This window comes from Serratia sp. Res13-Sevr-LER1-36-b (genome assembly GCF_015673035.1).
Lineage (GTDB): Bacteria > Pseudomonadota > Gammaproteobacteria > Enterobacterales > Enterobacteriaceae > Chania > Chania fonticola_C.
This window is the reverse complement of sequence record NZ_JADACK010000017.1, coordinates 137,682-162,766: the sequence shown is the minus strand read 5'-3', so window position 1 is coordinate 162,766 and position 25,085 is coordinate 137,682. Positions and strand designations below refer to the sequence as shown.

Annotated in this window: 25 protein-coding genes; 10 read left to right on the top strand and 15 right to left on the bottom strand. The window is 53.9% G+C overall.

The genetic code is table 11. The features are described 5' to 3' along the window. Positions 1 to 56: 56 nt before the first annotated feature. Positions 57 to 698 (bottom strand): bifunctional 4-hydroxy-2-oxoglutarate aldolase/2-dehydro-3-deoxy-phosphogluconate aldolase, encoded by a 642-nt coding sequence (locus IMQ33_RS10780; protein WP_021181159.1) that lies wholly within the window; start codon positions 696 to 698, stop codon positions 57 to 59. 287 nt (positions 699 to 985) lie between these two features. After that, positions 986 to 2,461, bottom strand: a complete 1,476-nt coding sequence (gene zwf / locus IMQ33_RS10775) for a glucose-6-phosphate dehydrogenase (RefSeq protein ID WP_065685647.1) — start codon at positions 2,459 to 2,461, stop codon at positions 986 to 988. A 392-nt stretch (positions 2,462 to 2,853) separates the two neighbouring features. Here zwf and IMQ33_RS10770 point away from each other — a divergent pair, with 392 nt between their 5' ends. The 3 genes from IMQ33_RS10770 to IMQ33_RS10760 all read left to right on the top strand — a co-directional run bounded on the left by IMQ33_RS10770 (position 2,854) and on the right by IMQ33_RS10760 (position 6,310). Beyond that, positions 2,854 to 3,720: a MurR/RpiR family transcriptional regulator gene (locus IMQ33_RS10770; protein WP_037376120.1), complete on the top strand. Its 867-nt coding sequence runs from the start codon at positions 2,854 to 2,856 to the stop codon at positions 3,718 to 3,720. A gap of 190 nt (positions 3,721 to 3,910) precedes the next feature. Further along, a complete protein-coding gene (pyk, locus tag IMQ33_RS10765; RefSeq protein WP_021181157.1) occupies positions 3,911 to 5,353 on the top strand; it encodes a pyruvate kinase in 1,443 nt (480 codons plus the stop codon). A 75-nt stretch (positions 5,354 to 5,428) separates the two neighbouring features. Continuing rightward, positions 5,429 to 6,310, top strand: a complete 882-nt coding sequence (locus IMQ33_RS10760) for a leucine-rich repeat domain-containing protein (RefSeq protein ID WP_196062316.1) — start codon at positions 5,429 to 5,431, stop codon at positions 6,308 to 6,310. A 328-nt stretch (positions 6,311 to 6,638) separates the two neighbouring features. On the opposite strand, the gene lpxM is transcribed toward IMQ33_RS10760, so the two are convergent. The 3 genes from lpxM to znuA form a co-directional block, all read right to left on the bottom strand. After that, complete coding sequence (gene lpxM, locus IMQ33_RS10755; RefSeq protein WP_196062315.1) at positions 6,639 to 7,607, bottom strand: lauroyl-Kdo(2)-lipid IV(A) myristoyltransferase; 969 nt, start codon at positions 7,605 to 7,607, stop codon at positions 6,639 to 6,641. Between the two features lie 190 nt (positions 7,608 to 7,797). Beyond that, a complete protein-coding gene (gene mepM / locus IMQ33_RS10750) occupies positions 7,798 to 9,120 on the bottom strand; it encodes a murein DD-endopeptidase MepM (RefSeq protein ID WP_024528733.1) in 1,323 nt (440 codons plus the stop codon). A gap of 21 nt (positions 9,121 to 9,141) precedes the next feature. After that, the gene (gene znuA, locus IMQ33_RS10745) at positions 9,142 to 10,083 is read right to left on the bottom strand and encodes a zinc ABC transporter substrate-binding protein ZnuA (protein ID WP_098931932.1); all 942 of its coding nucleotides are present in this window, start codon (positions 10,081 to 10,083) and stop codon (positions 9,142 to 9,144) included. Between the two features lie 78 nt (positions 10,084 to 10,161). Here znuA and znuC point away from each other — a divergent pair, with 78 nt between their 5' ends. After that, a complete protein-coding gene (gene znuC / locus IMQ33_RS10740) occupies positions 10,162 to 10,920 on the top strand; it encodes a zinc ABC transporter ATP-binding protein ZnuC (protein ID WP_024528731.1) in 759 nt (252 codons plus the stop codon). Beyond that, entirely contained in the window at positions 10,917 to 11,702 is a 786-nt protein-coding gene (gene znuB / locus IMQ33_RS10735; protein WP_065685643.1) for a zinc ABC transporter permease subunit ZnuB, read from the top strand. The genes znuC and znuB overlap by 4 nt, the downstream gene beginning before the upstream one ends. Before the next feature lie 42 nt (positions 11,703 to 11,744). Here the strand turns inward: znuB and ruvB are convergent, their stop codons facing one another. The 7 genes from ruvB to IMQ33_RS10700 all read right to left on the bottom strand — a co-directional run bounded on the left by ruvB (position 11,745) and on the right by IMQ33_RS10700 (position 17,403). Further along, entirely contained in the window at positions 11,745 to 12,752 is a 1,008-nt protein-coding gene (gene ruvB, locus IMQ33_RS10730) for a Holliday junction branch migration DNA helicase RuvB (RefSeq protein ID WP_024486543.1), read from the bottom strand. 18 nt (positions 12,753 to 12,770) lie between these two features. Continuing rightward, positions 12,771 to 13,385, bottom strand: coding sequence for a Holliday junction branch migration protein RuvA (gene ruvA / locus IMQ33_RS10725; protein ID WP_021806658.1), 615 nt, complete (start codon positions 13,383 to 13,385; stop codon positions 12,771 to 12,773). A gap of 159 nt (positions 13,386 to 13,544) precedes the next feature. Next, positions 13,545 to 14,066 carry a crossover junction endodeoxyribonuclease RuvC gene (gene ruvC, locus IMQ33_RS10720; protein ID WP_021181146.1) on the bottom strand — a complete coding sequence of 174 codons (522 nt, stop codon included), beginning with the start codon at positions 14,064 to 14,066 and terminating at the stop codon, positions 13,545 to 13,547. A gap of 67 nt (positions 14,067 to 14,133) precedes the next feature. Continuing rightward, the gene (locus tag IMQ33_RS10715; protein ID WP_021181145.1) at positions 14,134 to 14,877 is read right to left on the bottom strand and encodes a YebC/PmpR family DNA-binding transcriptional regulator; all 744 of its coding nucleotides are present in this window, start codon (positions 14,875 to 14,877) and stop codon (positions 14,134 to 14,136) included. A 21-nt stretch (positions 14,878 to 14,898) separates the two neighbouring features. Beyond that, positions 14,899 to 15,345, bottom strand: coding sequence for a dihydroneopterin triphosphate diphosphatase (gene nudB, locus IMQ33_RS10710; protein ID WP_065685642.1), 447 nt, complete (start codon positions 15,343 to 15,345; stop codon positions 14,899 to 14,901). After that, the gene (gene aspS / locus IMQ33_RS10705; protein ID WP_024528729.1) at positions 15,345 to 17,129 is read right to left on the bottom strand and encodes an aspartate--tRNA ligase; all 1,785 of its coding nucleotides are present in this window, start codon (positions 17,127 to 17,129) and stop codon (positions 15,345 to 15,347) included. The genes nudB and aspS overlap by 1 nt, the downstream gene beginning before the upstream one ends. An 82-nt stretch (positions 17,130 to 17,211) precedes the next feature. Next, the gene (locus IMQ33_RS10700) at positions 17,212 to 17,403 is read right to left on the bottom strand and encodes an FmdB family zinc ribbon protein (RefSeq protein ID WP_196062320.1); all 192 of its coding nucleotides are present in this window, start codon (positions 17,401 to 17,403) and stop codon (positions 17,212 to 17,214) included. Positions 17,404 to 17,643: 240 nt separating this feature from the next. Between IMQ33_RS10700 and IMQ33_RS10695 the strand changes: the two genes are divergently transcribed. From IMQ33_RS10695 to cmoB, 5 genes are all read left to right on the top strand, one after another. After that, the gene (locus IMQ33_RS10695; RefSeq protein WP_065685641.1) at positions 17,644 to 18,216 is read left to right on the top strand and encodes a hydrolase; all 573 of its coding nucleotides are present in this window, start codon (positions 17,644 to 17,646) and stop codon (positions 18,214 to 18,216) included. A 77-nt stretch (positions 18,217 to 18,293) separates the two neighbouring features. After that, positions 18,294 to 19,109 (top strand): DUF72 domain-containing protein, encoded by an 816-nt coding sequence (locus IMQ33_RS10690; RefSeq protein ID WP_196062319.1) that lies wholly within the window; start codon positions 18,294 to 18,296, stop codon positions 19,107 to 19,109. A 101-nt stretch (positions 19,110 to 19,210) separates the two neighbouring features. Continuing rightward, positions 19,211 to 19,606: an MAPEG family protein gene (locus tag IMQ33_RS10685; RefSeq protein ID WP_196062314.1), complete on the top strand. Its 396-nt coding sequence runs from the start codon at positions 19,211 to 19,213 to the stop codon at positions 19,604 to 19,606. A gap of 95 nt (positions 19,607 to 19,701) precedes the next feature. Further along, the gene (gene cmoA / locus IMQ33_RS10680) at positions 19,702 to 20,445 is read left to right on the top strand and encodes a carboxy-S-adenosyl-L-methionine synthase CmoA (protein WP_021806664.1); all 744 of its coding nucleotides are present in this window, start codon (positions 19,702 to 19,704) and stop codon (positions 20,443 to 20,445) included. After that, positions 20,442 to 21,413 carry a tRNA 5-methoxyuridine(34)/uridine 5-oxyacetic acid(34) synthase CmoB gene (gene cmoB, locus IMQ33_RS10675; protein ID WP_098930871.1) on the top strand — a complete coding sequence of 324 codons (972 nt, stop codon included), beginning with the start codon at positions 20,442 to 20,444 and terminating at the stop codon, positions 21,411 to 21,413. Before cmoA ends, cmoB begins: the two co-directional genes overlap by 4 nt. A gap of 58 nt (positions 21,414 to 21,471) precedes the next feature. On the opposite strand, the gene IMQ33_RS10670 is transcribed toward cmoB, so the two are convergent. The 3 genes from IMQ33_RS10670 to IMQ33_RS10660 all read right to left on the bottom strand — a co-directional run bounded on the left by IMQ33_RS10670 (position 21,472) and on the right by IMQ33_RS10660 (position 24,287). Continuing rightward, on the bottom strand, positions 21,472 to 21,969 hold the full coding sequence (locus IMQ33_RS10670) for a hypothetical protein (RefSeq protein ID WP_196062313.1): 498 nt from the start codon (positions 21,967 to 21,969) through the stop codon (positions 21,472 to 21,474). A 767-nt stretch (positions 21,970 to 22,736) separates the two neighbouring features. Continuing rightward, positions 22,737 to 23,483 (bottom strand): copper homeostasis protein CutC, encoded by a 747-nt coding sequence (cutC, locus tag IMQ33_RS10665; protein WP_065685636.1) that lies wholly within the window; start codon positions 23,481 to 23,483, stop codon positions 22,737 to 22,739. A 234-nt stretch (positions 23,484 to 23,717) separates the two neighbouring features. Continuing rightward, the gene (locus IMQ33_RS10660) at positions 23,718 to 24,287 is read right to left on the bottom strand and encodes a VOC family protein (RefSeq protein ID WP_065685635.1); all 570 of its coding nucleotides are present in this window, start codon (positions 24,285 to 24,287) and stop codon (positions 23,718 to 23,720) included. Positions 24,288 to 25,085: the final 798 nt, after the last annotated feature.

The following is a 25,085-nucleotide window of genomic DNA, read 5'->3' as shown; positions in this document are numbered from 1 at the left end:
CAGGCAAAAAAAATGCCAATCACAGAGGATTGGCATCAGCAGGAGCGAACGCGGGTTTAGGCGGTAGCACCTTTGACGGCTTCACGCGCCAATTCGGTGATGCGAGCATAGTCGCCGCTTTCCAGCGCATCCGCAGGCACTAACCAGGAACCACCGATGCACAGCACGCTTTTCAGTGCCAGATAGTCACGGTAGTTGTTTGGCGTGATGCCACCGGTTGGGCAGAAGCGTACCTGCGAGAACGGCCCGGCAATGGCTTGCAGCGCCTTGACGCCGCCATTGGCTTCCGCTGGGAAGAATTTAAACTCGCGCAGGCCATAATCCATCCCCAACATCAGCTCGGAAACGGTGCTGATACCCGGGATCAACGGAATGCTGCCTGCGGTGGCGGCTTTCAGCAGATCGGCGGTCAGGCCAGGGCTGATGGCAAACTGTGCACCGGCCTCGGTGACTTCTTGCAACTGCTGTGGATTGATCACCGTGCCCGCACCAATGATGGCATCAGGAACTTCTTTGGCGATCGCACGAATCGCGTCCATCGCACAGGCGGTACGCAGCGTCACTTCCAACACGCGCACGCCACCCGCAACCAGTGCTTTGGCCAACGGCACAGCGTGTTCCAGTTTGTTAATCACAATCACCGGGACTACGGGGCCTGCCGTCAGGATCTGTTCTGCACTGGTTTTCCAGTTTTTCATCGTCATTCTCTCCATTACTTTCGGTTGGTGTTGGCACGCCCCTGCCACAGGGCTCCGCATCGCTGCAGATTCCGATCGCACCGCTAAAAGCCAGCAGACAGGCTGACGCCGGTCACCTAGGCTAATTCTGTTGACGTGTTACCAGCCCCTCACCCCAGGCCTCTACGATAATCAATCGCTCTCAATCTACCTCTGGCTTCAGAAAGAACACCAGGGTAGCGGGGAGCTCGGTCGGTTCCCTCTCCTTTTGGGAGAGGGAGAGGGAGAGGGAACAGGTTAACTACTGCTTATTCGAATTCGTTCCACGAACGGCCATCGCGAGTGATCATCGCGACGGAAGCCACCGGCCCCCAAGTCCCAGACTGGTATGGCTTAGGTGCTTCGTTGTCCGCTTTCCAGGCATCCATGATTGAGTCAACCCACTTCCAGGCTTCCTCCACTTCGTCACGACGCACAAACAGCGCCTGAATGCCGCGCATGGTTTCCAGCAGCAGACGCTCATAGGCATCGGCCACGTGTTCCTGATTGAAGGTTTCCGAGAAACTCAGATCCAGCTTGGTGGTTTGCAAACGATGTTTGTGATCCAGCCCCGGCACCTTGTTCAGTACCTGGATTTCGATCCCTTCGTCCGGCTGCAGGCGAATGGTCAGCTTGTTCTGCGGCAGTTGTTGATAGGAGTCACGGAACAGGTTCAACGGTGGGTTTTTAAAGTACACCACCACTTCTGAACATTTGGTCGGCAAACGCTTACCGGTGCGCAGATAGAACGGCACACCGGCCCATTGCCAGTTGTCGATATCGACGCGGATGGACACAAAAGTCTCGGTGTTGCTGCTCTTGTTTGCCCCTTCCTCTTCCAGGTAGCCCGGCACTTTTTTACCCTGCACGAAGCCTGCGGTGTACTGGCCGCGCACGGTGGTTTCCCGGACATTGGTCTGATTGATACGGCGCAGCGAGCGCAGCACTTTCACTTTCTCATCACGGATACGGTCAGTGGTCAGATCCGCCGGTGGTGACATGGCGATCATGGTCAGGATCTGCAACAGGTGGTTCTGGATCATGTCGCGCATCTGCCCGGCCTGATCGAAGTAACCCCAGCGCCCTTCAATACCCACCTCTTCCGCCACGGTGATCTGCACGTGATCGATGGTGCGGTTGTCCCAGTTGGAAGCAAACAGGGAGTTGGCAAAGCGCAGCGCCAGCAGGTTCAGTACCGTCTCTTTGCCCAGATAGTGGTCGATGCGGTAAACCTGGGATTCGTTAAAGTACTCAGCAACCTGATCGTTGATCACTCGTGAGGATGCCAGGTCAGTACCAAGTGGCTTTTCCATCACCACGCGCGCCGGCTCTTTATTCAGCTTGGCCTCGCCCAGACCCTTGCAGATGGCGCCAAAGGTGCTTGGCGGCATGGCGAAATAGTTGATGGTGGTACGATGTTTCTGGTCCAGCATCTTGCCCAACTCGGCGAAGTGCTTGCTGTCGTTGACGTCCAGATTGCAGAAGTCCAGGCGTGCGCTCAGCGTGGCCCAAAGCTCATCGTCCAGCTTTTCTTTCATAAAGGTGCCCAAGGCTTCCTTGACCACCTTGGTATAAGCTTCTTTATCCCACTCGGCACGGCCTACCCCGATGATACGGGTATCCGGGTGGATGTGACCGGCTTTCTCTAACTGGTACAGGGAAGGCAGCAGTTTACGACGCGCCAGATCGCCTTTTGCGCCGAAAATAACCAGGTCACAGGCCTGGGCTGTAGAGGTTACCGCCATGTTCATCTCCTCGATGCAGGATATTTGTAATTTTCTTACATTACTAATGTACTCTCTTTCGCTACGGCCAGTAAACCCGGATCAAAAGCAGAAAAAAAGCCCCAGAAACTACGGCGTTATCCCCGTCGCGGCGCTAACGCTGCTGGCAACAGGGAAAACTGTAATTTTCTGTCTTTTTTGACACTCTTTTACCATTATGAAAGTTAGACACAGGTCATGTTCTGGTGAAAAAAGCCAGCTTATCCCTTGTCGACACTGCCAACGCTTACCAGCACGTAGTATATTTTCATTAAACCGGATTGATTTCTCCTTTGATTGAAATCGACATACCCTATGGATCGCCAGCGACAGCCGGTGTCCGGCAGGTATAAACCATGAGTGACTCTCGTTATATGAATACGCTGGAAAAAATCCAGAGCCATCTGGAGCTCCTGAGCAAATCGGAAAGGAAAGTCGCCGAGGTGATCCTGGCCTCCCCACAAACTGCTATTCACTCCAGCATTGCCCGGCTGGCCAAACTGGCCGATGTCAGTGAGCCGACCGTTAACCGCTTTTGCCGCCGCCTTGAAACCAAAGGGTTCCCCGATTTCAAACTGCATCTGGCACAAAGCCTGGCTAACGGTACACCCTATGTAAACCGCAATGTCGAAGAAAACGACACCGTTGCCGCTTATACCAGTAAGATCTTTGAGTCGGTGATGGCCAGCCTGGATACAGTAAAGGCAAATCTCGACATTACCGCAATCAATCGTGCGGTTGATCTGCTTACCCAGGCAAAAAAAATCTCGTTCTTCGGCCTGGGGGCCTCTGCTGCCGTGGCACACGACGCCATGAACAAATTTTTCCGCTTCAATATTCCGGTGGTCTATTTTGACGATATCGTCATGCAGCGCATGAGCTGCATGAACTCCGTCGAGGGAGATGTCGTTGTACTAATCTCCCATACCGGGCGCACCAAGAATCTGGTCGAGATGGCGCATCTGGCACGAGAGAATGACGCCACGGTCATCGCCATCACCTCGAAAGATACACCGTTGGCCCAAGCTGCGACCCTCCCCCTGCTGCTAGACGTGCCAGAAGATACCGATGTTTATATGCCAATGGTGTCCCGAATTGCGCAGTTAACCCTGATTGACGTGCTGGCCACCGGATTTACCTTGCGTCGAGGGGCTAAATTCAGAGATAACTTGAAGCGGGTCAAGGAAGCGTTGAAAGAATCGCGCTTTGATAAAGGGATCGTACCCAACAGTTTCGACTGAAAACGGTTTTAAAAACCGCCGGTCAGATCACAAGTTGACCCGCGGGATTATAGTTGTACCCTGATAGCTCGTTCATACAGATAACCCAGATGAACATTGGGTAGGCGAAAAGCGTCGGCCCCCTCATCCGGTTTCGTTATCTGACGTTCAGCAACACCAATACTTGCGTCACAAGTCAACGGAGTAATACATGACCAGACGGCTCAGAAGAACCAAAATCGTTACCACACTGGGTCCGGCTACCGACCGCGACAATAATCTGGAAAAGATTATTGCTGCTGGTGCGAACGTAGTTCGGCTTAACTTTTCCCACGGCAATGCAGAAGACCATCAGGCACGGGCAGATAAAGTGCGTGAGATTGCGGCCAAGCTGGGGCGTCATGTCGCTATCCTGGGCGATCTTCAAGGGCCAAAAATCCGCGTGTCCACCTTTAAGGAAGGCAAGATTTTCCTTAACATCGGCGATAAATTCCTGTTGGATGCCAACCTGACCAAGGGTGAAGGCGATAAAGAAAAAGTCGGTATCGACTATAAAGGCCTGCCTGCGGACGTGGTTCCTGGCGATGTGCTGCTGCTGGACGATGGCCGCGTACAGCTGAAAGTGCTGGAAGTTCAGGGCATGAAAGTGTTCACCGAAGTCACCGTAGGTGGCCCGCTGTCGAACAATAAAGGCATCAACAAACTGGGCGGCGGCCTTTCTGCCGAAGCTCTGACCGAAAAAGACAAAGCCGATATCCTGATCGCCGCCAAAATTGGCGTCGACTACCTGGCCGTCTCCTTCCCACGTACCGGTGAAGACCTGAACTATGCTCGCCGCTTGGCACGTGACGCAGGCTGCAACGCCAAAATCGTGTCAAAAGTAGAACGTGCTGAAGCCGTATGCAGCGACGAAGCGATGGATGACATCATCCTGGCTTCCGACGTGGTCATGGTTGCCCGTGGCGATCTGGGCGTCGAAATTGGCGACCCGGAGCTGGTGGGTATCCAGAAGAAACTGATCCGTCGCGCCCGTACGCTGAACCGTGCGGTGATCACCGCCACGCAGATGATGGAATCGATGATCACTAACCCGATGCCGACCCGTGCCGAAGTGATGGACGTGGCGAACGCCGTGCTGGATGGTACCGATGCGGTCATGCTGTCTGCCGAAACCGCTGCGGGCCAGTATCCAGCCGAAACGGTAGCCGCCATGGCGCGTGTTTGCCTGGGCGCAGAGAAAATCCCAAGCATCAACGTATCCAAGCACCGTCTGGACGTGCAGTTCGACAATATCGAAGAAGCCATCGCCATGTCGACCATGTATGCCGCTAACCACCTTAAAGGGGTTACCGCCATCATCGCCATGACCGAATCTGGCCGCACCGCGCTAATGATGTCGCGTATCAGCTCCGGCTTGCCGATCTTCGCCATGTCACGCCATGAGCACACGCTGAACCTGACGGCGCTATACCGCGGTGTCACCCCGGTCTACTTCGGCAGCCACAGCGATGGCGTTGCCGCCGCTAATGACGCTATCGCCCGTCTGCGTGATAAAGGTTACCTAGTGTCTGGCGATCTGGTGCTGGTTACCCAAGGTGACGTCATGAGCACCGTGGGCACCACCAATACCAGCCGTATCCTGCGCGTAGACTGAACACCGCGCATTTAATGTTAAGGCCGGTCGGTTTACGCTGACTGGCTTTTTTATTGCTATTTGGGGAACCTCTTTATGCTGCATCAACATCATCAGCAATATACTTATGGCTCGCTGGATCTTGATGGGCGGCAATTGGCCAATCTGGATAGTGAAGATCTCAGCGGCACCTGCCTGCAAAAAATCAGCCTGTACAATAATTGCCTGACCCGCTTCCCCGAGCAGATTTTTCACCATCGCAACCTGAAGGTGCTAAATATTTCCTGCAACCAGATTGCCCTGTTCCCCGTTGAAATCGGCATGTTAAACCAGTTGCAGATGCTGGATTTTGGCCACAATCAGGCAGCAACAATTCCAGCCGAAATCGGAGAGTTGCGTGAATTAAAGTATCTGTATTTAAGTGATAACGGCTTTAGCCAGTTGCCTGATTCGCTGCGCCAACTACAAGCATTGTGCTACCTGAATCTGACGGATAATCAACTGACAGAGATCCCATCGGCGCTATGTGCTCTGGCCTCGCTACAAGAGTTGCGCCTCTACAATAACGCCATCACCGCGTTGCCCTCCGAAATCGGTTTGTTAAGCCAGTTGCGTGAATTACACCTGATGAAAAACCGTCTCACTACCCTGCCCAGTGAGATCGCTCAACTGTCGGAGTTACAGGTGATGGATTTGGAAAACAACGCCATTGCGTACTTACCCGATCAATTCTGCCAGTTGCCCAAGCTGACCACCCTCAATCTGCGTTTCAACCAGTTATCCCGGTTGCCTGAAGACTTTGGTGCATTGAGTTCACTGGTTTCATTAGACTTGCGTGCGAACCGATTAAGCGAATTACCGACAAGCATGGCGCAAATGAAAAATCTGCGGCGATTGGATCTGCGTTGGAATGATTTCGACCATTATCCAGCGGTGCTTGAACCGCTGATCCAACAGGGCTGTATGGTGCATTGTTAAGAGTCTGCCCAAAATCCACTGCGGTTGATGAATATACTACGCATGGGTGCTCTGGATCTTGGTATCTGAAGCCAAAGTGATGGATACAAAGAGAAAGGCCCCGAGTCGATAACATCAACCCGGGGCCAATTCTAACGCCTAGATAACTGTGGTTAGCTTATCACCTGCCGAGAGGCAAGGAGCTGGTCCGTCGTTGCAGATTGTCAAAAGTTGCTGAAATTGTGAGAAACGAAAAGGCTAGACTGTACGGGCGTTACACGTGCTGCGTCCATTTAGCAGCACGTGTAACGCCCCTGGAGTACGAGTCGGTTGAAGTGGAAAAACTGCCTTAACGATATAAATCGTCCCGCGAGTAAGGTTCAATCTCACCTTCCTTGCGCGTTTTCAGCAGCTTCAAAATCCAGGTATATTGTTCCGGATTAGGACCCACCAGGTTTTCCACTTCTTCGTTCATGCGGCGCGCAATGCGAACATCGTCGGCTTCGGCCAGATCATCCATCGGCTCACGGATATAAATGTCCAGCGTGCTGGTTTTACCGTCGTAAACCGGGAATAGCGGCACGATCGCCGCTTTGCAGACTTTCATCAAGCGGCCAACCGCAGGCAATGTGGCTTTATAGGTCGCAAAGAAATCCACAAATTCACTGTGTTCAGCACCGTGATCTTGGTCAGGCAGATAATAGCCCCAATAACCATGGCGCACCGAACTGATAAAAGGCTTGATGCCATCGTTGCGGGCGTGCATACGGCCGCCAAACTTGCGGCGCACACTATTCCACAGATAGTCGACCAGTGGGTTGCTCTGGTTATGGAACATCGCTGCCATGGGTTGCCCACGCGCAGCCATCAGCATCGCTGGCACATCGACGGCCCAGCCGTGTGGCACCAGGAAAATCACGTTGCGACCTTCCTCACGAATTTTATCCAGCACGTCTTCACCGTGCCAACGCACGCGCTTGAGCACCTTTTCCGGTTTGGTACAGGCCAGTTCCGCCATCAGGATCATCGATTGTGGCGCGGTGGCAAACATCTCATCGATAATTTGTTCGCGTTGCTGTTCTGGCAGTTCCGGCATGCAATAAAGCAGATTGATACGGGCGCGGCGTCGAGCCCCTTTCGCAACCTTGCCAGCCAGTTTACCAATCGCACCCAGTAATGGATCTCGTATTCGAGCAGGGACCAGAGAAATACCGGCCATCAGCCCGGTTCCCAACCAAACGCCCCAGTAGCGCGGATGATAGAAGGCTTTATCAAATTGTGGGATGAACTCTACGTTCGATTTCTTCTCGTTTTGCATGACCGGCTCTTTATTCAACGCACCTGCTCGGAAGACATAAACTATATACCTAGTTGCAGTCAGGTGGGTGAGCCAGGTTAAAACCATCACCGTTCACTGACAAAATGCAGCTATCGTTTTCTCGTGCAGGCACTAATAAAAACATCGGCCCGAAATCAGGCCGATGGGAAAACATAAGGGGTAGCGATGGTTAATCCAGCTGCAGCTGTGGCACCACTTCCTTCACTTGTGCCAGGTAATCGCTGCGATCTTTACCCATCAGCCCTTCAGAGCGAGGCAATTTAGCCGTCAATGGGTTAACCGCTTGCTGGTTAGTCCACATTTCATAGTGCAAATGTGGGCCGGTAGAGCGGCCGGTGTTACCGGAAAGCGCAATGCGATCGCCACGTTTAACCTTCTGCCCTGGCTTGACCAACAGCTTTTTCAAGTGCATATAGCGCGTGGTGTATTGGCGGCCATGACGGATCGCCACATAGTTACCTGCCGCGCCACTGCGCTTGGCGATCACCACTTCACCGTCACCCACCGCCAACACTGGCGTGCCGACCGGCATGGCGAAGTCGACGCCTTTATGCGGTGCAATGCGCCCGGTCACCGGATTTACGCGGCGTGGATTAAAGTTGGAAGAAATACGGAACTGCTTCATGGTCGGGAAACGCATAAAGCCACGTGCAAGACCGGAACCCTGACGATCGTAGAACTTGCCGTCATCGGCGCGGATAGCGAAGTAATCTTTGCCGCTGCTGCGCATGCGTACGCCCAACAGTTGGCTTTGCTCGCTCTTGCCGTCAAACTCTTCGCGCGACATCAACACCGCGAACTGATCGCCTTTGCGCAGCTTGCGAAAATCAAGCTGCCATTGCAGGGCTTTGATCACCGCATTGATCTCGGCACGGGTCAGGCCAGCCGCCGAGGCACTGCTGACAAAGCTGCCGTTCAGCTTGCCGCTCAGCACGCTGTTGCGCCATTCACCCTTCTGGGTTTCCTTGGTTTCTTTAAAGGAATTGCCTACGCGATCATAGGTACGGGTTTCACGGCGTGAAACCTCCCAGGTCAGGCGCTTAAGATCGCCATCTTCGGTAAGCGTCCAGGAGAGTTGCTGGCCGATTTTCAGGTTACGCAAATCTCGGTTCTGCGAAGCCAGCAGCGAAACATCCGACATTTCGATGCCGTACTGAGTCAGAATACTGCCGAGCGTATCACCGGTAGAAACCACATATTCATGCACACCTTCCTCTCCGGCGACCTTCTGGTCCAGCTCATCCTCAGGGATGTCATCATCGGGTGTAGGTTGGTCGGCATCAATAGGTTCACTGGCTTCGGGCTGCAATGCCCTTAACTGGTTGGCTTCCAACTCGACGCTTTTAACGATAGGGTTATGTTCTGGGTGATAAACGGAAGGCCGCCAAACAGCGACGGCCAACGTAACGACTGTCAACGACCCTAGCATTACGCGATGGGGCCGTGGCAGGTTGTTATACGCCAGAGTGATAGTTCGGACTATCTTCTGCACTCAATAATATCCTCATAATCTTTACTTCAGGCAGCTCACGTACTGGTTGGACAGCGCTGTCAGGAAGTTCCCGTAGCTGTCTTTCCCCAGTTCGATGCCGGTGCCCAACGGGTCCAGCGTTCCAGAACGCACAGTGGTACCCTTGGCAACGGCATTAATTACGGCCGGTCTGAATTGTGGCTCAGCAAAAACGCAGACTGCTTTCTGCTCAACCAACTGTGTTCGAATTTGGTGTAAACGCTGTGCGCCAGGTTGAATTTCGGGATTAACGGTAAAATGGCCCAGTGGGCTCAAGCCGAAGTGTTTTTCAAAGTAGCCATAAGCGTCATGAAAAACAAAATATCCCTTACCTTGCACAGGCGTTAGCATCTTAACAAGATTTTTATCAGTTTGCGCTAGCTGATCCTCGAACTGGCGCAGGTTTGCGTCTAATTTGTCCTTCTTTTGCGGCATAAGTTCCAATAATCTGTCGTGAATCGCGATCGCGGTCACTTTTGCCACCTCTGGCGACAGCCAAACGTGCATATTATAGTCACCGTGATGATGGTCATGTCCATCGTCGCCATCCGCATGACTATGCGCTTCGGCTGCATGATCATGGTCATGATCGTCATCGCCTTTCATCAACAACGGCTGTACCGCAGGCAGTTCACCGATCGCCAATTGCCTATTGGCGGGCAGTTGCGTCAGGGATTTGGTCAGAAAAGCCTCCATATCTGGCCCGACCCAAAGCACCAGGTCGGCGCTACGCAGCCGCTGAATGTCCGACGGGCGCAAGGCGAAGTCGTGGGGCGAGGCGCCGTCCGGTAATAAAATCTCGGTAGGTGTGACCCCATCTGCGATAGCGGATGCGATAAAGCCCAGCGGGCGGATAGAGGTCACTACGGCGGCCGTTGCATTGCCCGCCATTACCAAAGCCGCCGCCAGCAGAGTGCGTTGCAGCCATTTATTTTTCTGTCCCATCATCAGTAATCCCGTCGTTTTCAGCAAAGAAGCGTGATATTATAACATTCGGTTAGTTCTGCAAAATGTAATCACGATATGTCTACACTGGCAACGCTAAAAAATATCTCTGTTTCTTTTGGTACCCGGCGGGTACTGACGAATATCTCTCTCAACCTGCAACCGGGTCGTATTCTGACGCTCCTCGGGCCTAACGGGGCCGGCAAGTCAACGCTGGTTCGCGTAGTGCTGGGCTTAATTGCCCCAACGGAAGGCACGCTGGAACGTCTGCCTGGGCTGCGCATTGGCTATGTGCCGCAAAAGCTGCATCTCGATGCCACCCTGCCCTTGACCGTCAACCGCTTTATGCGGCTCAAACCCGGGGTAAAAAAGGCCGATATCTTGCCCGCGCTCAAGCGCGTACAGGCTGCGCACCTGCTTGAACAGCCTATGCAAAAACTGTCCGGCGGCGAAAACCAGCGGGTGTTACTGGCACGAGCGCTGTTGAATCAACCGCAGTTGTTGGTGCTGGATGAGCCCACGCAAGGGGTGGACGTTAACGGCCAGTTGGCGTTATACGACCTGATCGACCAATTGCGCAAAGAGCTGGGCTGCGCGGTGCTGATGGTTTCCCATGACCTGCATCTAGTGATGGCCAAAACCGACGACGTCCTGTGCCTGAACCAACATATCTGCTGCTCCGGCACGCCAGAAGTGGTGTCAATGCACCCGGAGTTTATCGCCATGTTCGGTAACCGGGGCGCTGAGCAGTTGGCGATCTATCGCCATCACCATAATCACCGTCACGACCTGCAAGGCAGAATTGTGCTGAAAAAAACCGGGGGCCGTGAGGCATGATTGAACTGTTATTGCCCGGCTGGCTGGCCGGTGTGCTGCTGGCTGCTGCCGCGGGCCCGTTGGGTTCCTTTGTGGTCTGGCGTCGGATGTCTTACTTTGGCGATACGCTGGCACATGCATCGCTGCTTGGCGTTGCCTTCGGCTTATTGCTGGACGTCAATCCGTTTTACGCCGTGATTGCCGTCACGCTGGTGTTGGCCATGGTGCTGGTTTGGCTGGAGCGCCGCCCGCAGCTATCGATCGATACGCTGCTCGGCATTATGGCGCATAGCGCACTATCGCTGGGTCTGGTGGTGGTCGCGCTGATGTCCAACGTGCGCGTAGATCTGATGGCATATCTGTTTGGGGATTTGCTGTCGGTGACGATCAGCGATATCTGGATGATCGGCACCGGCGTGGTGATTGTGCTGCTGGTGCTCTGGTGGCAATGGCGCGATCTGTTATCGATGACCATCAGCCCGGAGATGGCACATGTCGATGGCGTTAACCTGCCCCGCGCACGCACCATCTTGATGCTGGTCACCGCCTTGACCATCGGGCTGGCCATGAAATTTGTCGGCGCGCTGATTATTACGTCGCTACTGATTATCCCGGCGGCAACCGCACGGCGTTTTGCACGTACTCCGGAACAAATGGCCGGTTATGCGGTATTGGTAGGGATAATTGCGGTCACAGGTGGGCTGACCTTCTCGGCGTTTTACGATACGCCAGCGGGGCCTTCGGTAGTGTTAAGCGCTGCGGTGCTGTTTGTTCTCAGCCTGTCGAAAAAGCAGCAGGCTTAATCTCATTACGCCAGGGGCTCCCCTGGCGTAAATCCTGGATTTCTACTTCTCTTCCCGCTCGATACCAAAGTGCTTATAGGCATGATTGGTCGCCATTCGGCCACGCGGAGTACGCTGAATAAACCCCTGTTGGATCAGGAAAGGTTCGATCACGTCTTCTATCGTTTCACGCTCTTCACCGATTGCCGCCGCCAGGTTATCCAACCCCACCGGACCACCGGTAAACTTGTCGATGATCGCCAGCAACAGCTTGCGATCCATATAGTCGAAACCCTCCGCATCGACGTTCAGCATATCCAACGCCTGCATGGCCACTTCACCATTGATCACCCCGTTGGCACGAACTTCGGCAAAGTCGCGCACGCGGCGCAGCAAACGGTTGGCAATACGCGGTGTACCGCGGGCGCGACGTGCCACTTCATGCGCCCCATCGGTAGACAGATCCAGCCCCAGGCAGTTGGCACTGCGGGAAACGATATGCTCCAGATCGGCCACCTGATAGAACTCTAAACGCTGCACGATGCCGAAGCGATCGCGTAATGGCGAGGTCAAGGAACCGGCCCGCGTGGTGGCTCCAACCAGGGTGAACGGAGGCAGGTCGAGCTTGATCGAGCGCGCCGCCGGGCCTTCACCGATCATGATATCCAACTGATAGTCTTCCATCGCTGGATACAGGATCTCTTCCACTACCGGCGAAAGACGGTGGATTTCGTCGATAAACAGGACGTCATGGGGCTCCAGGTTGGTCAGCATTGCCGCCAGATCCCCAGCTTTTTCCAGCACCGGACCAGAAGTGGTACGCAAGTTAACGCCCATCTCATTGGCCACGATGTTGGCCAAGGTGGTTTTACCCAACCCTGGTGGCCCGAAGATCAATAGATGGTCCAATGCATCGCCGCGCTGCTTGGCAGCCTGAATAAAGATTTCCATCTGCTCACGCACGTGCGGCTGGCCAACGTACTCCGTCAGCAGCTTAGGACGGATCGCGCGATCCAGCACCTCTTCTTCATTGAACGGCTCGGCAGAGATCAGGCGGTCGGCTTCAATCATGGTCTACCCCTTTCCGGCCTACAGTGCGGCACGTAATGCTTCGCGGATTAATGCCTCGCAATCCGCACCCGGCTTGGCAACCTTGCTGACCATCCGGCTGGCTTCCTGTGGCTTATAGCCCAAGGCCACCAGCGCAGAGGCCGCTTCGGCTTCAATATCCATCTCCGCCGCTTTGGCCGCACTGGCCGGCAGGGGAATTTCGCTGCTGTTGTTGAACAGATCGCCGTTCAGACCTTTGAAGCGGTCTTTCATTTCGACGACCAGACGCTCGGCAGTTTTCTTACCCACGCCTGGCAATTTGATCAATGTAGTGATCTCTTCACGTTCTACCGCGCTGACAAACTGCTGGGCGGACATGCCTGAAAGGATCGCTAGCGCCAGTTTTGGCCCTACGCCATTAACTTTAATCAGCTCACGGAACAGCGCTCGCTCTTGCTTATCATTGAACCCATACAGCAGCTGTGCATCTTCACGCACCACGAATTGGGTAAACACGATAGCCTCTTGCCCCAGCTCCGGCAGCTCGTAAAAGCAGGTCATCGGCATATGCACTTCATACCCGACGCCATTGGTTTCAAGTAACACCAGCGGTGGCTGCTTTTCCAGAATAATTCCTCTGAGACGACCTATCATTACCCCTCCTGAATGGATCCCTGTACGTGGCGCACTGCCACGCAGTATTGATACAGCTTATACCATAAAAAAGGCTGGATGAATATCCAGCCTCCGATTGATAACAAAACGGCCATGCCTCGTCAGGCGCAGCATGCGGCGCCCTTACGTTACAGATCCCTAACGCAAACGCCCGCGCGCCAGATTCAACCGCCCTTCACTCATGCGCAGCACGTTCTGGCTGAGGTGGCAGTGGGTAATGGCGATAGCCAACGCATCCGCAGCATCCGCCTGTGGATTGGCAGACAGCTTCAGCAATGAGCGCACCATATGCTGCACCTGAGACTTTTCTGCCGCACCGGTACCGACCACCGTCTGCTTCACCTGGCGCGCCGCGTACTCAAACACTTCCAGGTTTTGATTGACGGCGGCAACGATCGCCACGCCCCGCGCCTGCCCCAGCTTAAGCGCCGAGTCCGGGTTCTTGGCCATAAACACCTGTTCGATGGCAAAGAAGTCCGGTTGAAACTGGGTGATGATTTCGCTCACGCCGGCATAAATCAGCTTCAGGCGCGTTGGCATATCATCCACCACGGTACGAATACAACCGCTGGCAACATAGGTCAGTTGGCGGCCCTGCTGGCGGATCAGGCCATAGCCGGTGACGCGCGAGCCGGGATCGATACCCAGTATGATCGCCATTGCTACCACCACCCTGCATTGATTGTTGCCTGGCGTTGCCGGTTGGCAACGCCATCATTCACCTGCATTACAACGTTGCAGCGATCTCGTCGGAGATCTCACCGTTATGGTAAACCTCCTGCACGTCGTCACAGTCTTCCAGCATGTCGATCAAGCGCAGTAACTTAGGCGCAGTTTCCGCATCCATATCCGCTTTGGTGGACGGGATCATGGAAACCTCGGCCGAGTCTGCCTCAAAACCTGCGGCGGTCAACGCGTCTTTCACTTCACCCAGATTTTCCCAGGCGGTGAAGACGTCAATGGCACCATCGTCATAGGTCTGGATATCTTCGGCACCCGCTTCCAGCGCGGCTTCCATCACTGTGTCTTCATCCAGACCCGGTGCATAGGTGATCACGCCTTTTTTGGTGAACAGATAGGCCACGGAACCGTCGGTACCCAGGTTGCCACCACACTTGGTGAAGGCATGGCGCACTTCTGCCACGGTACGGTTACGGTTGTCGCTCAGGCACTCGATCATTACCGCGGTGCCGCCAGGGCCGTAACCTTCATAGATGATGGTTTCCATATTGGTATCATCATCGCCGCCTACGCCACGGGCGATAGCACGGTTCAGGGTATCGCGCGTCATGTTGTTTGACAGCGCTTTATCGATAGCCGCACGCAGACGCGGGTTCGAACCCGGATCGCCGCCGCCCAATTTGGCGGCAGTCACCAACTCACGGATAATTTTGGTGAAAATCTTACCGCGTTTGGAATCTTGTGCAGCTTTGCGGTGTTTGGTGTTGGCCCATTTACTATGACCTGCCATAAAAAATATCTCCAAAAAGAACTACTGGACAGAATGGATCACAAACTCTTCAATCGCCTGCTGATTACTCCAGGACTTGGTCAGTTTGACCGCCTCGGACGCCTCAAGCCATTGGTAAGCATGATGTTCGGTCAAGACCGGATCGCGCTCATCAGGTAACGCCAGACAGAACCAGTGCTCTTTATTACGCGTGGTTCCCGGCGCATAGCGGTGTCGCAAATGGACAAAGAGTTCAAATTCCACACAGCGCTGGCAATCGACCAACGGCAGCCCCTCTGCTGCGATATCGATGCCAATCTCTTCCATGACTTCGCGCTGTGCGGCATGCGGCGGCGATTCGGCGTCCTCAAGGCTGCCGGTCACCGACTGCCAGAACTCCGTATCATCACGCCGCTGTAACATCAGCACCCGGCCACTGGATTTTGCATAAATCACCACCAGAATAGACTCGGGCCGCTTGTAATTCATCACTCGCTCTCTTGTTCGGCTGAGGCTTTCTTCACTACGCTGATCGCCAGCTCCTGCAACGAAGCCGGATTCGCGAAGCTTGGTGCATCGGTCATCAGACAGGCCGCCGCGGTGGTTTTCGGGAAGGCGATAACGTCACGGATGTTCTCGGTACCGGTCACCAACATCACCAGACGATCCAGACCGAAGGCCAAACCGGCGTGCGGAGGCGTACCGTACTTCAGCGCATCCAGCAGGAAGCCGAACTTCTCGCGTTGTTCTTGCTCATTGATGCCAAGGATGCCGAAGACGGTTTGCTGCATTTCACTGCGGTGAATACGCACGGAACCGCCACCCACTTCATAGCCGTTCAGCACCATATCGTAGGCATTGGCGATAGCTGAGGTAGGATCTTTTTGCAGCTCTTCCGGGCTCATATCGCGCGGTGCGGTAAACGGATGGTGCATCGCCGCCAGGCCACCCTCGCCGTCCTCTTCGAACATTGGGAAATCGACCACCCACAGCGGTGCCCAGCTGTCGAGCTTGGTCAGGCCAAGATCGCGGCCGATTTTCAAGCGCAGCGCGCCCATGGCGTCGGTAACGATTTTAAAGCTGTCGGCACCGAAGAACAGAATGTCGCCGGTTTGCGCATTGGTGCGCGCCAGGATCGCTTCCAGCACTTCGGCACTGAGGAATTTGGCAATCGGGCTTTGCACGCCTTCCATACCCGCAGCACGATCGTTAACCTTCAGCCATGCCAAACCTTTGGCACCGTAGATATTAACGAAAGCGCCGTATTCGTCGATCTGCTTACGGGTCAGCTGTGCGCCACCCGGAACACAAATCGCGGCCACGCGGCCTTTGGCATCGTTCGCCGGGCCAGAGAATACTTTGAACTCAACGTCTTTGACCAAGTCGGCAACGTCCACCAGCTCCAGCGGGTTACGCAGGTCTGGCTTATCGGAACCGTAACGGCGCATCGCTTCGGCAAAGGTCATGATCGGGAATTTACCCAGATCGACGCCCTTCACGTCCAGCCACAGCTCATGCACCAGTTGCTCCATCACTTCACGCACCTGCTCGGCGCTCATGAAAGAGGTTTCCACGTCGATCTGGGTGAATTCCGGCTGGCGATCGGCGCGCAAGTCTTCGTCACGGAAGCACTTGACGATCTGGTAGTAACGGTCGAAGCCAGACATCATCAGCAGCTGTTTGAACAACTGTGGGGACTGCGGCAACGCGTAGAACTTACCTTTATGTACGCGGCTTGGTACCAGATAGTCACGGGCACCTTCCGGCGTGGCTTTGGTCAGCATGGGGGTTTCGATATCCAGGAAACCGTGGCTGTCCATAAAGCGGCGCACAAAGCTGGTGATCTTGGCACGGGTTTTCAGGCGGTCGGCCATTTCCGGGCGACGCAGATCCAGGTAGCGATATTTCAGACGCGCTTCTTCGCTGTTGGTCTGGTTCGAGTCCAACGGCAGCGGTTCGGAGCGGTTGATGATCTCCAGCGCGTGAGCAAACACCTCAACTTCGCCAGTCGCCATATCCTTGTTGGCCTGACTTTCCGGGCGCGCACGCACGGTACCGACGATCTGGATGCAGAACTCGTTACGCAGTTCGAAGGCTTTGTCGAAGGCCGCTTTCTGATCCGGATCGAAGAACACCTGCACGATGCCTTCGCGGTCACGCATATCAATAAAGATCAGGCCACCCAGATCGCGGCGGCGGTTGACCCAACCACACAAAGTGACTTCCTGGCCGACGTGGGCCAGATTCAACTGCCCGCAATATTCAGTACGCATACGCTATCCTTTTGACTTAAGCCGATTCCGCCGGAGGTTGGCAGCAGTTGCTGTTTCCGCACGGCTGTTATCTGACGAATTGTTATTTATCACCCGGTTTGAAGTCTGTTGCATACCAGCCGGTGCCCTTTAACTGGAAACCGCTGGCAGAGATCAACTTGGTCAGTGCGGGCTGCCCACACGCCGGGCATTGAATCAACGGCGCGTCGGAAAATTTTTGTAGTTTCTCTAATCGATGTTGGCATGAGCCACATGCATATTCATAAATCGGCATAGATCGCTGGATTAAAGATTGGTGAAAAAAGGCGGCCATTATAAAGGAAATTCATGCGCCAGATAAGAGCGAACACGGCATTGTTGCAACGCTAAATCGCATCTATCAGTAGCAAACAACACATCGGTTAACAAATTTCCCATTAACCAGCAGCAGTTTTATCACGTAGCCTGTATACCCGTCGTCTTTCAAATGCCAGTAGCACAACCTTAAATCCACTTTAACCCTGAGACGCTCCCAATGCTGAAACTTGATGCACAAACCACCGCCCTGGTGCTGATCGATCTGCAACACGGCATTTTACCTTACGCCGCTGGCCCGCACAGTGCCAGCCAAGTCGTCACCCATGCGGCCCATCTGGCAGGACGCTTTCGCGCGTTGAATGCCCCCGTGTTTCTGGTGCGCGTCGGCTGGTCTGATTCCTTTGCCGAAGCGCTCAAGCAACCGGTAGATAAACCTTCACCGTCTCCGGTCGGCGGGCTGCCAGCGTCCTGGTGGGAATTCCCCGAAGCGCTGGCAGTTCAAGACAGCGATGTGTTGATCACCAAACGTCAATGGGGCGCATTCTATGGCACCGATCTGGACCTGCAACTGCGCCGTCGGGGTATCAAGTCGGTGGTATTGGGCGGTATCGCCACCAATATTGGCGTGGAGTCTACCGCTCGTGCAGCCTGGGAACATGGCTACGAGTTGGTGATTGCCGAAGACATGTGCAGCACCTACAGCGCCGAGATGCACCAATTCGCCTTCGATAATATCTTCCCGCGTATTGCCCGTGTGCGTAGCACCAGTGAAATCCTTGCGGCGCTATAAGCCCGGCGTAACTTGAAAGGCGGCGCAGATAACGTTAACGTTGTTGCCAAAATGTAAAGCAGGGAAGATGACCGTTGATTTATATTGGACTACCGCAATGGCAACATCCGGCCTGGAACCGCATCGGCCTGCGCGATCTGGCGGACTACAGCCGCTACTTCAACTGCGTGGAAGGTAACACCACCTTCTACGCGTTGCCCAAGGTGGAAATTGTCCATCGCTGGCGCGATATGACCGGCGATGATTTCCGTTTTTGCTTTAAATTCCCGTCAGCGATCAGCCATAAAGCAGCACTGCGCGGCTGTGAAGCCGATATCAAGGCGTTTTATGATTGCCTGCGCCCCCTTGAAGGGCGTATCGGACAGCTGTGGTTGCAGTTGCCCGCCGCCTTTGCACCCGAGCATCTGGGCATTCTATGGGCTTTTCTTGATGCCTTACCGCCGGAGTTTACCTACGGAGTCGAGGTCCGCCATCTGGAATTTTTCGCCAAGGGTGACGCAGAACGCCAACTGAATCAGGGTTTGCACCAACGCGGCATTAACCGCACCATCCTCGATAGCCGCCCGCTGCACCATGCAAAACCACACAGCCCGGCGATCCGCGATGCACAACAGAAAAAGCCCAAGCTGCCGGTACATGCAGTGGTAACGGCCAACAACCCGTTGATCCGCTTTATCGGCGGTGACGTGCTGGCGGACAATCAGCGCTGGTTCGAGTCCTGGCAACAGAGGCTGCCTGACTGGGCGCAACAACATCAGCCCTACCTGTTTATTCACACGCCAGATAACAGCGATTCACCGCAGCAGGCACAGAAAATCTGGCAAGGGTTATACGGCATAATTCCGAATTTATCGATGCCTCCGGGCTGGCCAGAGCAAGAAGCCTTGTTTTAACCTATTAATCTGATGGGGCCCATAGGATATTTCCTCGCGACAGTCGCGATGATGGCAGTTATGATGCTCGTTGCCAGATTTGGTTACGAATGGAGTTAAGAATGGTAAGCGCGCTCTATGTGGTGCTTGGCGCATTGTTGTTGATCAAACTCTCTTATGACGTGGTCAGGTTGAGAATGCAGTACCGGGTCGCCTATGGTGACGGCGGGTTCTATGAGCTGCAGACCGCGATCCGCGTGCACGGTAACGCCGTGGAGTACATCCCGATCGCCGCCATCCTGTTGGTGATCATGGAGATGAACGGTGCCGAAGTCTGGATGGTGCATCTGTGTGGTTTGCTGCTGATGGCAGGCCGGCTGGTTCACTACTACGGTTTACGTAACCGTGAAGTCCGCTGGCGCCGTTCGGGTATGGCGGCTACTTATATTTCTCTGATACTGATGGTGATAGCCAACATCGTTTATCTGCCGTGGGACATTATCATCAGTTTGCACTGATATCCCCTCTGCTCAGGCGGCCACGCCGCCTGCTTCTGCCTGCGCCGCTTTTCTGTTAGTATACGCCCCTTCGAATTCTGACCTGATTTGCCGCTATGCCAAACCGCGATACTCTTTTTTCCGCCCCGATCGCCAAACTGGGCGACTGGACCTTCGACGAGCGCGTTGCTGAAGTCTTCCCAGACATGATCCAGCGTTCCGTTCCGGGCTACTCCAATATCATTTCGATGATTGGCATGCTGGCCGAACGCTTTGTCCAGCCGCACAGCCGGGTGTATGACCTGGGGTGCTCGCTCGGCGCGGCCACGCTATCGATGCGCAGGAACATCAGCGTCGAAGGTTGTCAGATTATTGCGGTCGATAATTCCCCCGCGATGGTAGAGCGCTGCCGTCGCCATCTTGATGCGTTTCGCGCTGATACGCCGGTCGACGTCATTGAGGCGGACATTTTAGACATTACCATCGAAAACGCCTCAATGGTGGTGCTGAACTTCACCCTACAGTTTCTTGAACCGGCCGATCGGCTACGCCTGCTCGAACAGGTATATCGCGGGCTACGTCCGGGCGGCGCCTTGGTGCTGTCAGAGAAATTCAGCTTTGAGGATGCGGACGTCGGTGAACTGTTGTTCAACATGCACCACGACTTCAAACGAGCCAACGGCTACAGCGAATTGGAAATCAGCCAAAAGCGCAGCATGTTGGAAAACGTGATGCTGACCGATTCGGTCGAAGCGCATAAAGCGCGCCTCCGGCAAGCCGGTTTTGAACATGCAGAAGTCTGGTTCCAATGTTTCAACTTCGGCTCGTTGATCGCCCTGAAATCAGGAGAAACCGCATGATCGAGTTTGGAGACTTCTACCAGCGCATCGCCAAAAGCCCGCTGAGCCACTGGCTGGATACGCTGCCGGCACAAATCACCGCTTGGCAGCGTGAATCGCTGCATGGCAAGTTCAAGCAGTGGTTCAATTCGGTAGAACATCTACCTTCCCTCACGCCAACCCAGTTGGATTTATTGCATGGCGTGCGTGCCGGGATGGAACAACCGCTATCACCTGGCCAGCTCGAAGGCATCGAGAAAATGCTGCGTACGTTGATGCCGTGGCGCAAAGGGCCTTTCTCACTTTACGGCATCGATATCGATACCGAATGGCACTCCGACTGGAAGTGGGATCGGGTGCTACCGCATATTTCTCCGCTGGCTGGCCGTACCATTCTGGATGTAGGTTGCGGCAGCGGTTACCATCTGTGGCGCATGGTCGGTGCCGGAGCACATCTGGCGGTCGGTATCGATCCGATGCAGCTGTTCCTGTGCCAGTTTGAAGCGGTACGTAAACTGCTGGGAGGCGATCAACGCGCTCATGTGTTGCCGTTGGGTATTGAACAACTGCCCGAGCTGGCCGCGTTCGACACCGTTTTCTCGATGGGCGTGCTTTATCACCGCCGCTCCCCGTTGGATCACCTGTATCAGTTGAAAAACCAGCTGGTCTCCGAGGGCGAACTGGTGTTGGAAACGCTGGTTGTACCAGGCGATCGTCATCAGGTATTGGTGCCGGGCGACCGCTACGCGCAGATGCGTAACGTCTACTTTATTCCGTCTGCCGAAGCGCTGAAGTGCTGGCTGGAGAAATGCGGATTTGTGGACGTCAGGATTGCCGATATCTGCCCAACCAGCACCGAAGAGCAGCGCCGCACCGACTGGATGACCAGCGAGTCACTGGCCGAGTTTCTCGATCCCAAAGATCCAACCAAAACGGTTGAAGGTTACCCGGCACCGATCCGCGCCGTGCTGATCGCCAAAAAACCGTAAGCCTTAATCAACTCACTATGTAGGGGCGTAGCAATGCTACGCCCTTTTAGTTGCATAGCTATTTTCTCAAAGCCTGTAGCAGATCCTTTTCAAACACTCCGCTGGATGAACACTCGAAAGGCTTGACCTTGTCGTTGCCATCTCCCGCCACTAGCCCCGCAACGCCATTGACTTGCACCATCACGTTAGTCCCTTCTCCAGCGCTAAAAATCTGCACCAGGATCCGGTAGGTAACATTCAGATTAGACGGCCCCGGCTGGTCTGAACAAATCAGATACAGGCTGGCCAGCTCGGCATCATTGCCCGTCGTGCCAACGATCCCCAAATGCGGGTCGACAACGGTGGCCTTTAACCCTTTCTGCGCAAAAATTGCCTCGGTACGGGTTAACAATTCATCCGGCTTACGGTTGCCTATCAAGGTGGGCTTCGCACCAGCAGTCGGCTCGCCAGCGGCAGTTTCAGCCGCACTGCCGGGCTGGTTACCGGTTTTAGTTGGGCCATACACCGAAACACAGCCACTCAATGCCAACGCCAGCAAAAAAATAAAATATCTCATCGTTCACCTGTAATACAGCGTGGCGCAAGCCGTTAACGACATGACAAGCCCAACGATCAGTAAATAACGCATCTCCCCTCCTCCATTAACGATAATAGGCCGCAACACAGCCCGATAATGAACAACAAACCAACATTAACCACACAACATAAACTCTCATGTATCCTCCTGACCAAAAGCAGTTGATCTTGTTTCGTGCGGCTTGAGCACCAGCACCAACAAACGGTATCGTCTCGACGGCTACGTGTCGCTTTCTGCCATGTGTGTCAGCGTTGGCAATACAATCGCGGGGAAAACCAATCGGGGCTCAGCGTTCAGGGATGAACGCCTTCTCTGGTGTGGTAGACTGGACAAAATTCAATATATTCATAAGGATGGTTAATGCGAGGCGTTGACAGACTGTTGATGGCATTGCTTACCATCATGACCGGCATAGGGACAGCCGTCATATTCAATATCGGCGGCACCGTGCAAATGCTCTCGGCCATTTTTCACTGGGTGGAGAGCCTGCGATAAGCCACCGCTGCCAGTTACATTTTATCAATATTTAAACTTAAGGCAGTGGCTCATCGTTAACTAGAGTTAAAGTGTTGGTATCGCGCCAACACCAGTGAAGTATTGAACCTGTTTGCCCTGAGCACCTCTACCCTGTTCAGGGCTTTTTTTGCGCACAGAGGCAAAAAGCCCCGAATATTCGGGGCTTCAAACAGGGCTCACAACGTTGGGCCAGTGCTAAACGGTCTCAGCATGCGGCCCCTACGATCTCACTAGGCAGGAGTCAGCATGGCCAACGCATTCTTCATCGCCTCGACCGTTTCACCATCCACGCAGTAGTGGCTGAATTCGTCAAACTCATTATCGGCACACATGGTGACACCCGCCTTACGGTAACGCATGGTGGAAGGCACAGTATGCCCGGCCGAGCTGTGCAATTCCTGAATACCGATATCCACAAACTTGTGCATATTGCTCAAACGGACACCTGCACCGGCCATGATCACCGGCCCCTTGCTGGCATGCACCAAGTCGCGCAAGAGCGGCAAACCCAACTCGGCATTCTGCTGCTGCCCAGAGGTCAGAATGCGTGCCACGCCGAGCTGCGTCAGTTGTTCCAGCGCCACCATCGGGTTATGACACATATCGAACGCGCGATGGAAGGTCACCGCCATATCACCGCTTAATTTCATCACCTCGCGCATCCGGGCAAGATCGATATGCCCTTCGTCGTCCAACATGCCGATAACCACGCCGGCAAAACCCATCTCGCGGATTTGCGCCACGTCGTTCTTCATAATCTCGAAATCGACGGAGCTGTAACAGAAATCGCCCCCGCGCGGTCGCACTATTGGATGAACGGGTATCGTTACCCGCTCCCGAGCCAGTCGCAACGATCCAAAGCTCGGCGTCAACCCGCCCTCACTCTGGCTGGCACACAATTCTATGCGGTCAGCGCCCGCATGTTCTGCTGTCATGGCACAGTCGACGCTATAGCAACAAACTTCCAGCTTCATTATTGTTACCCCCAGATAACGGTCAAAAATGCTACAGCAAACGTTTTACCCGCCGCCCTATAGGCCATAGGATGACAATCTGATAAAAGTCTTAACGGCACAAGGTGCTAACTATGGCACTCAATTTTGATGAATGGATCGATCGCAGTCACAGTGGCGGCGTTAAGTCTGATAAATAACGCGAACGCATCATTTTTTCCCCTAACCCTCCATTCGGAACAGGCAACGAAAGACAGGCTACTGTTTCACCCGTTCACTGGCCACGATGTCACGAATATGATGCGGATGGAATTTGATGGTGACATTGCCATCGGTGATCGCCAAGGTCGGATTGGCCAGGCGCTCGCCCTCACCTTTAGGTGAGCTCTGCTTGAGTTTGATGCCAGGTAGCAGCAAGGCTTCGTCCGCCAGATGTTCCAGGGCGCGGGCATACAGGGTAGCGGGATCGCCGCTTAGCACCAGCTCTACATGTTCCCATCCTTCATGCGGATAGCGCTTCTCACCTGGGTATGGCAGCTCGATACAATCAATCTGCCAAGGGCCAACCTTCAGTGGTTCATGGAGATCAAACAGGCAAATCGGCCTGCCGTTAATCATCGTTTCCGAAAGCAGCGATCCGCATTGCAGCAACCCCTGCCGCCAACGATCGGCGGTGCTGTTCTGATGGCAACGCAGCGAGATATGGTCTGCGCTGAATTTTACCAGCTCAAGATGGAGCCGTTGTGCAAATTGTTCCAGCGCCAGTTCAAAGCGAGGCAAATCCAGCGTCAGGTCGTTAAGTTCAGCGATCGATGACAAGCTAGTCATAAGTTTCTCAGGCTCTCCAGGATCTTTGGCAGGCCAATAATCTACACGTCGAATCGCCTGGAGGCTATGGTTCAGAGAATAAAAACCTATTGGATGAACATAATGTTGCCACTTTTGCGCTGGTGCCTATTTTAGACCGAACTATCCTTCATGGAGCAAGAAATAATCAAGAATCATCTTATATCATGTTTAATTAAGCCACCATTAAAACCCTTAAGTTTCCCTAACGATTTGTCGTTTTACTCTTTCTCAAGGCCAATGTATAAAAATCGCTTGAAATTAAATTTACACCCCACTCAAACATCGATGTAACATAATGTTTTTATTATCAAAAAAAGATAATCATGCGAACAATCCTAAACAGCATTCTTATAATTGATTAGGTGACGTTAATAAGTTAGGTTAGGAGAGCATTTGATTTTGGATAAATAAACATGACCCTGTTAGGTATATCCCTTGTTTTAATAGCCATTGCTGGCTACGCGATTTATCGCCATTTCAAAACTCGCCAGAATAGTGTGTTACGCTCTGGCCGAGGCAATAAAAAGCGTTAAAGCCTCCATTAATCCGTTCCCATCAAACCCATGACAGCGAACGGTTTGATTCACCTACTTACCTTTTTGGTCTTCACTTTTCCCTATCTTTCACCATGCCAGCCCGCGTCAACTACTGACGCGGTGCCGTCAATCGGTTACAATTGCAGGCTGTTTTGTGGTTGAGCGTCGCCTGCAATGTGCGGCGTCGTCCCTGCTGGACTGCAAGTTGTGCGCCAAGGCGTTTTGCAGGCCAACAGAGTAA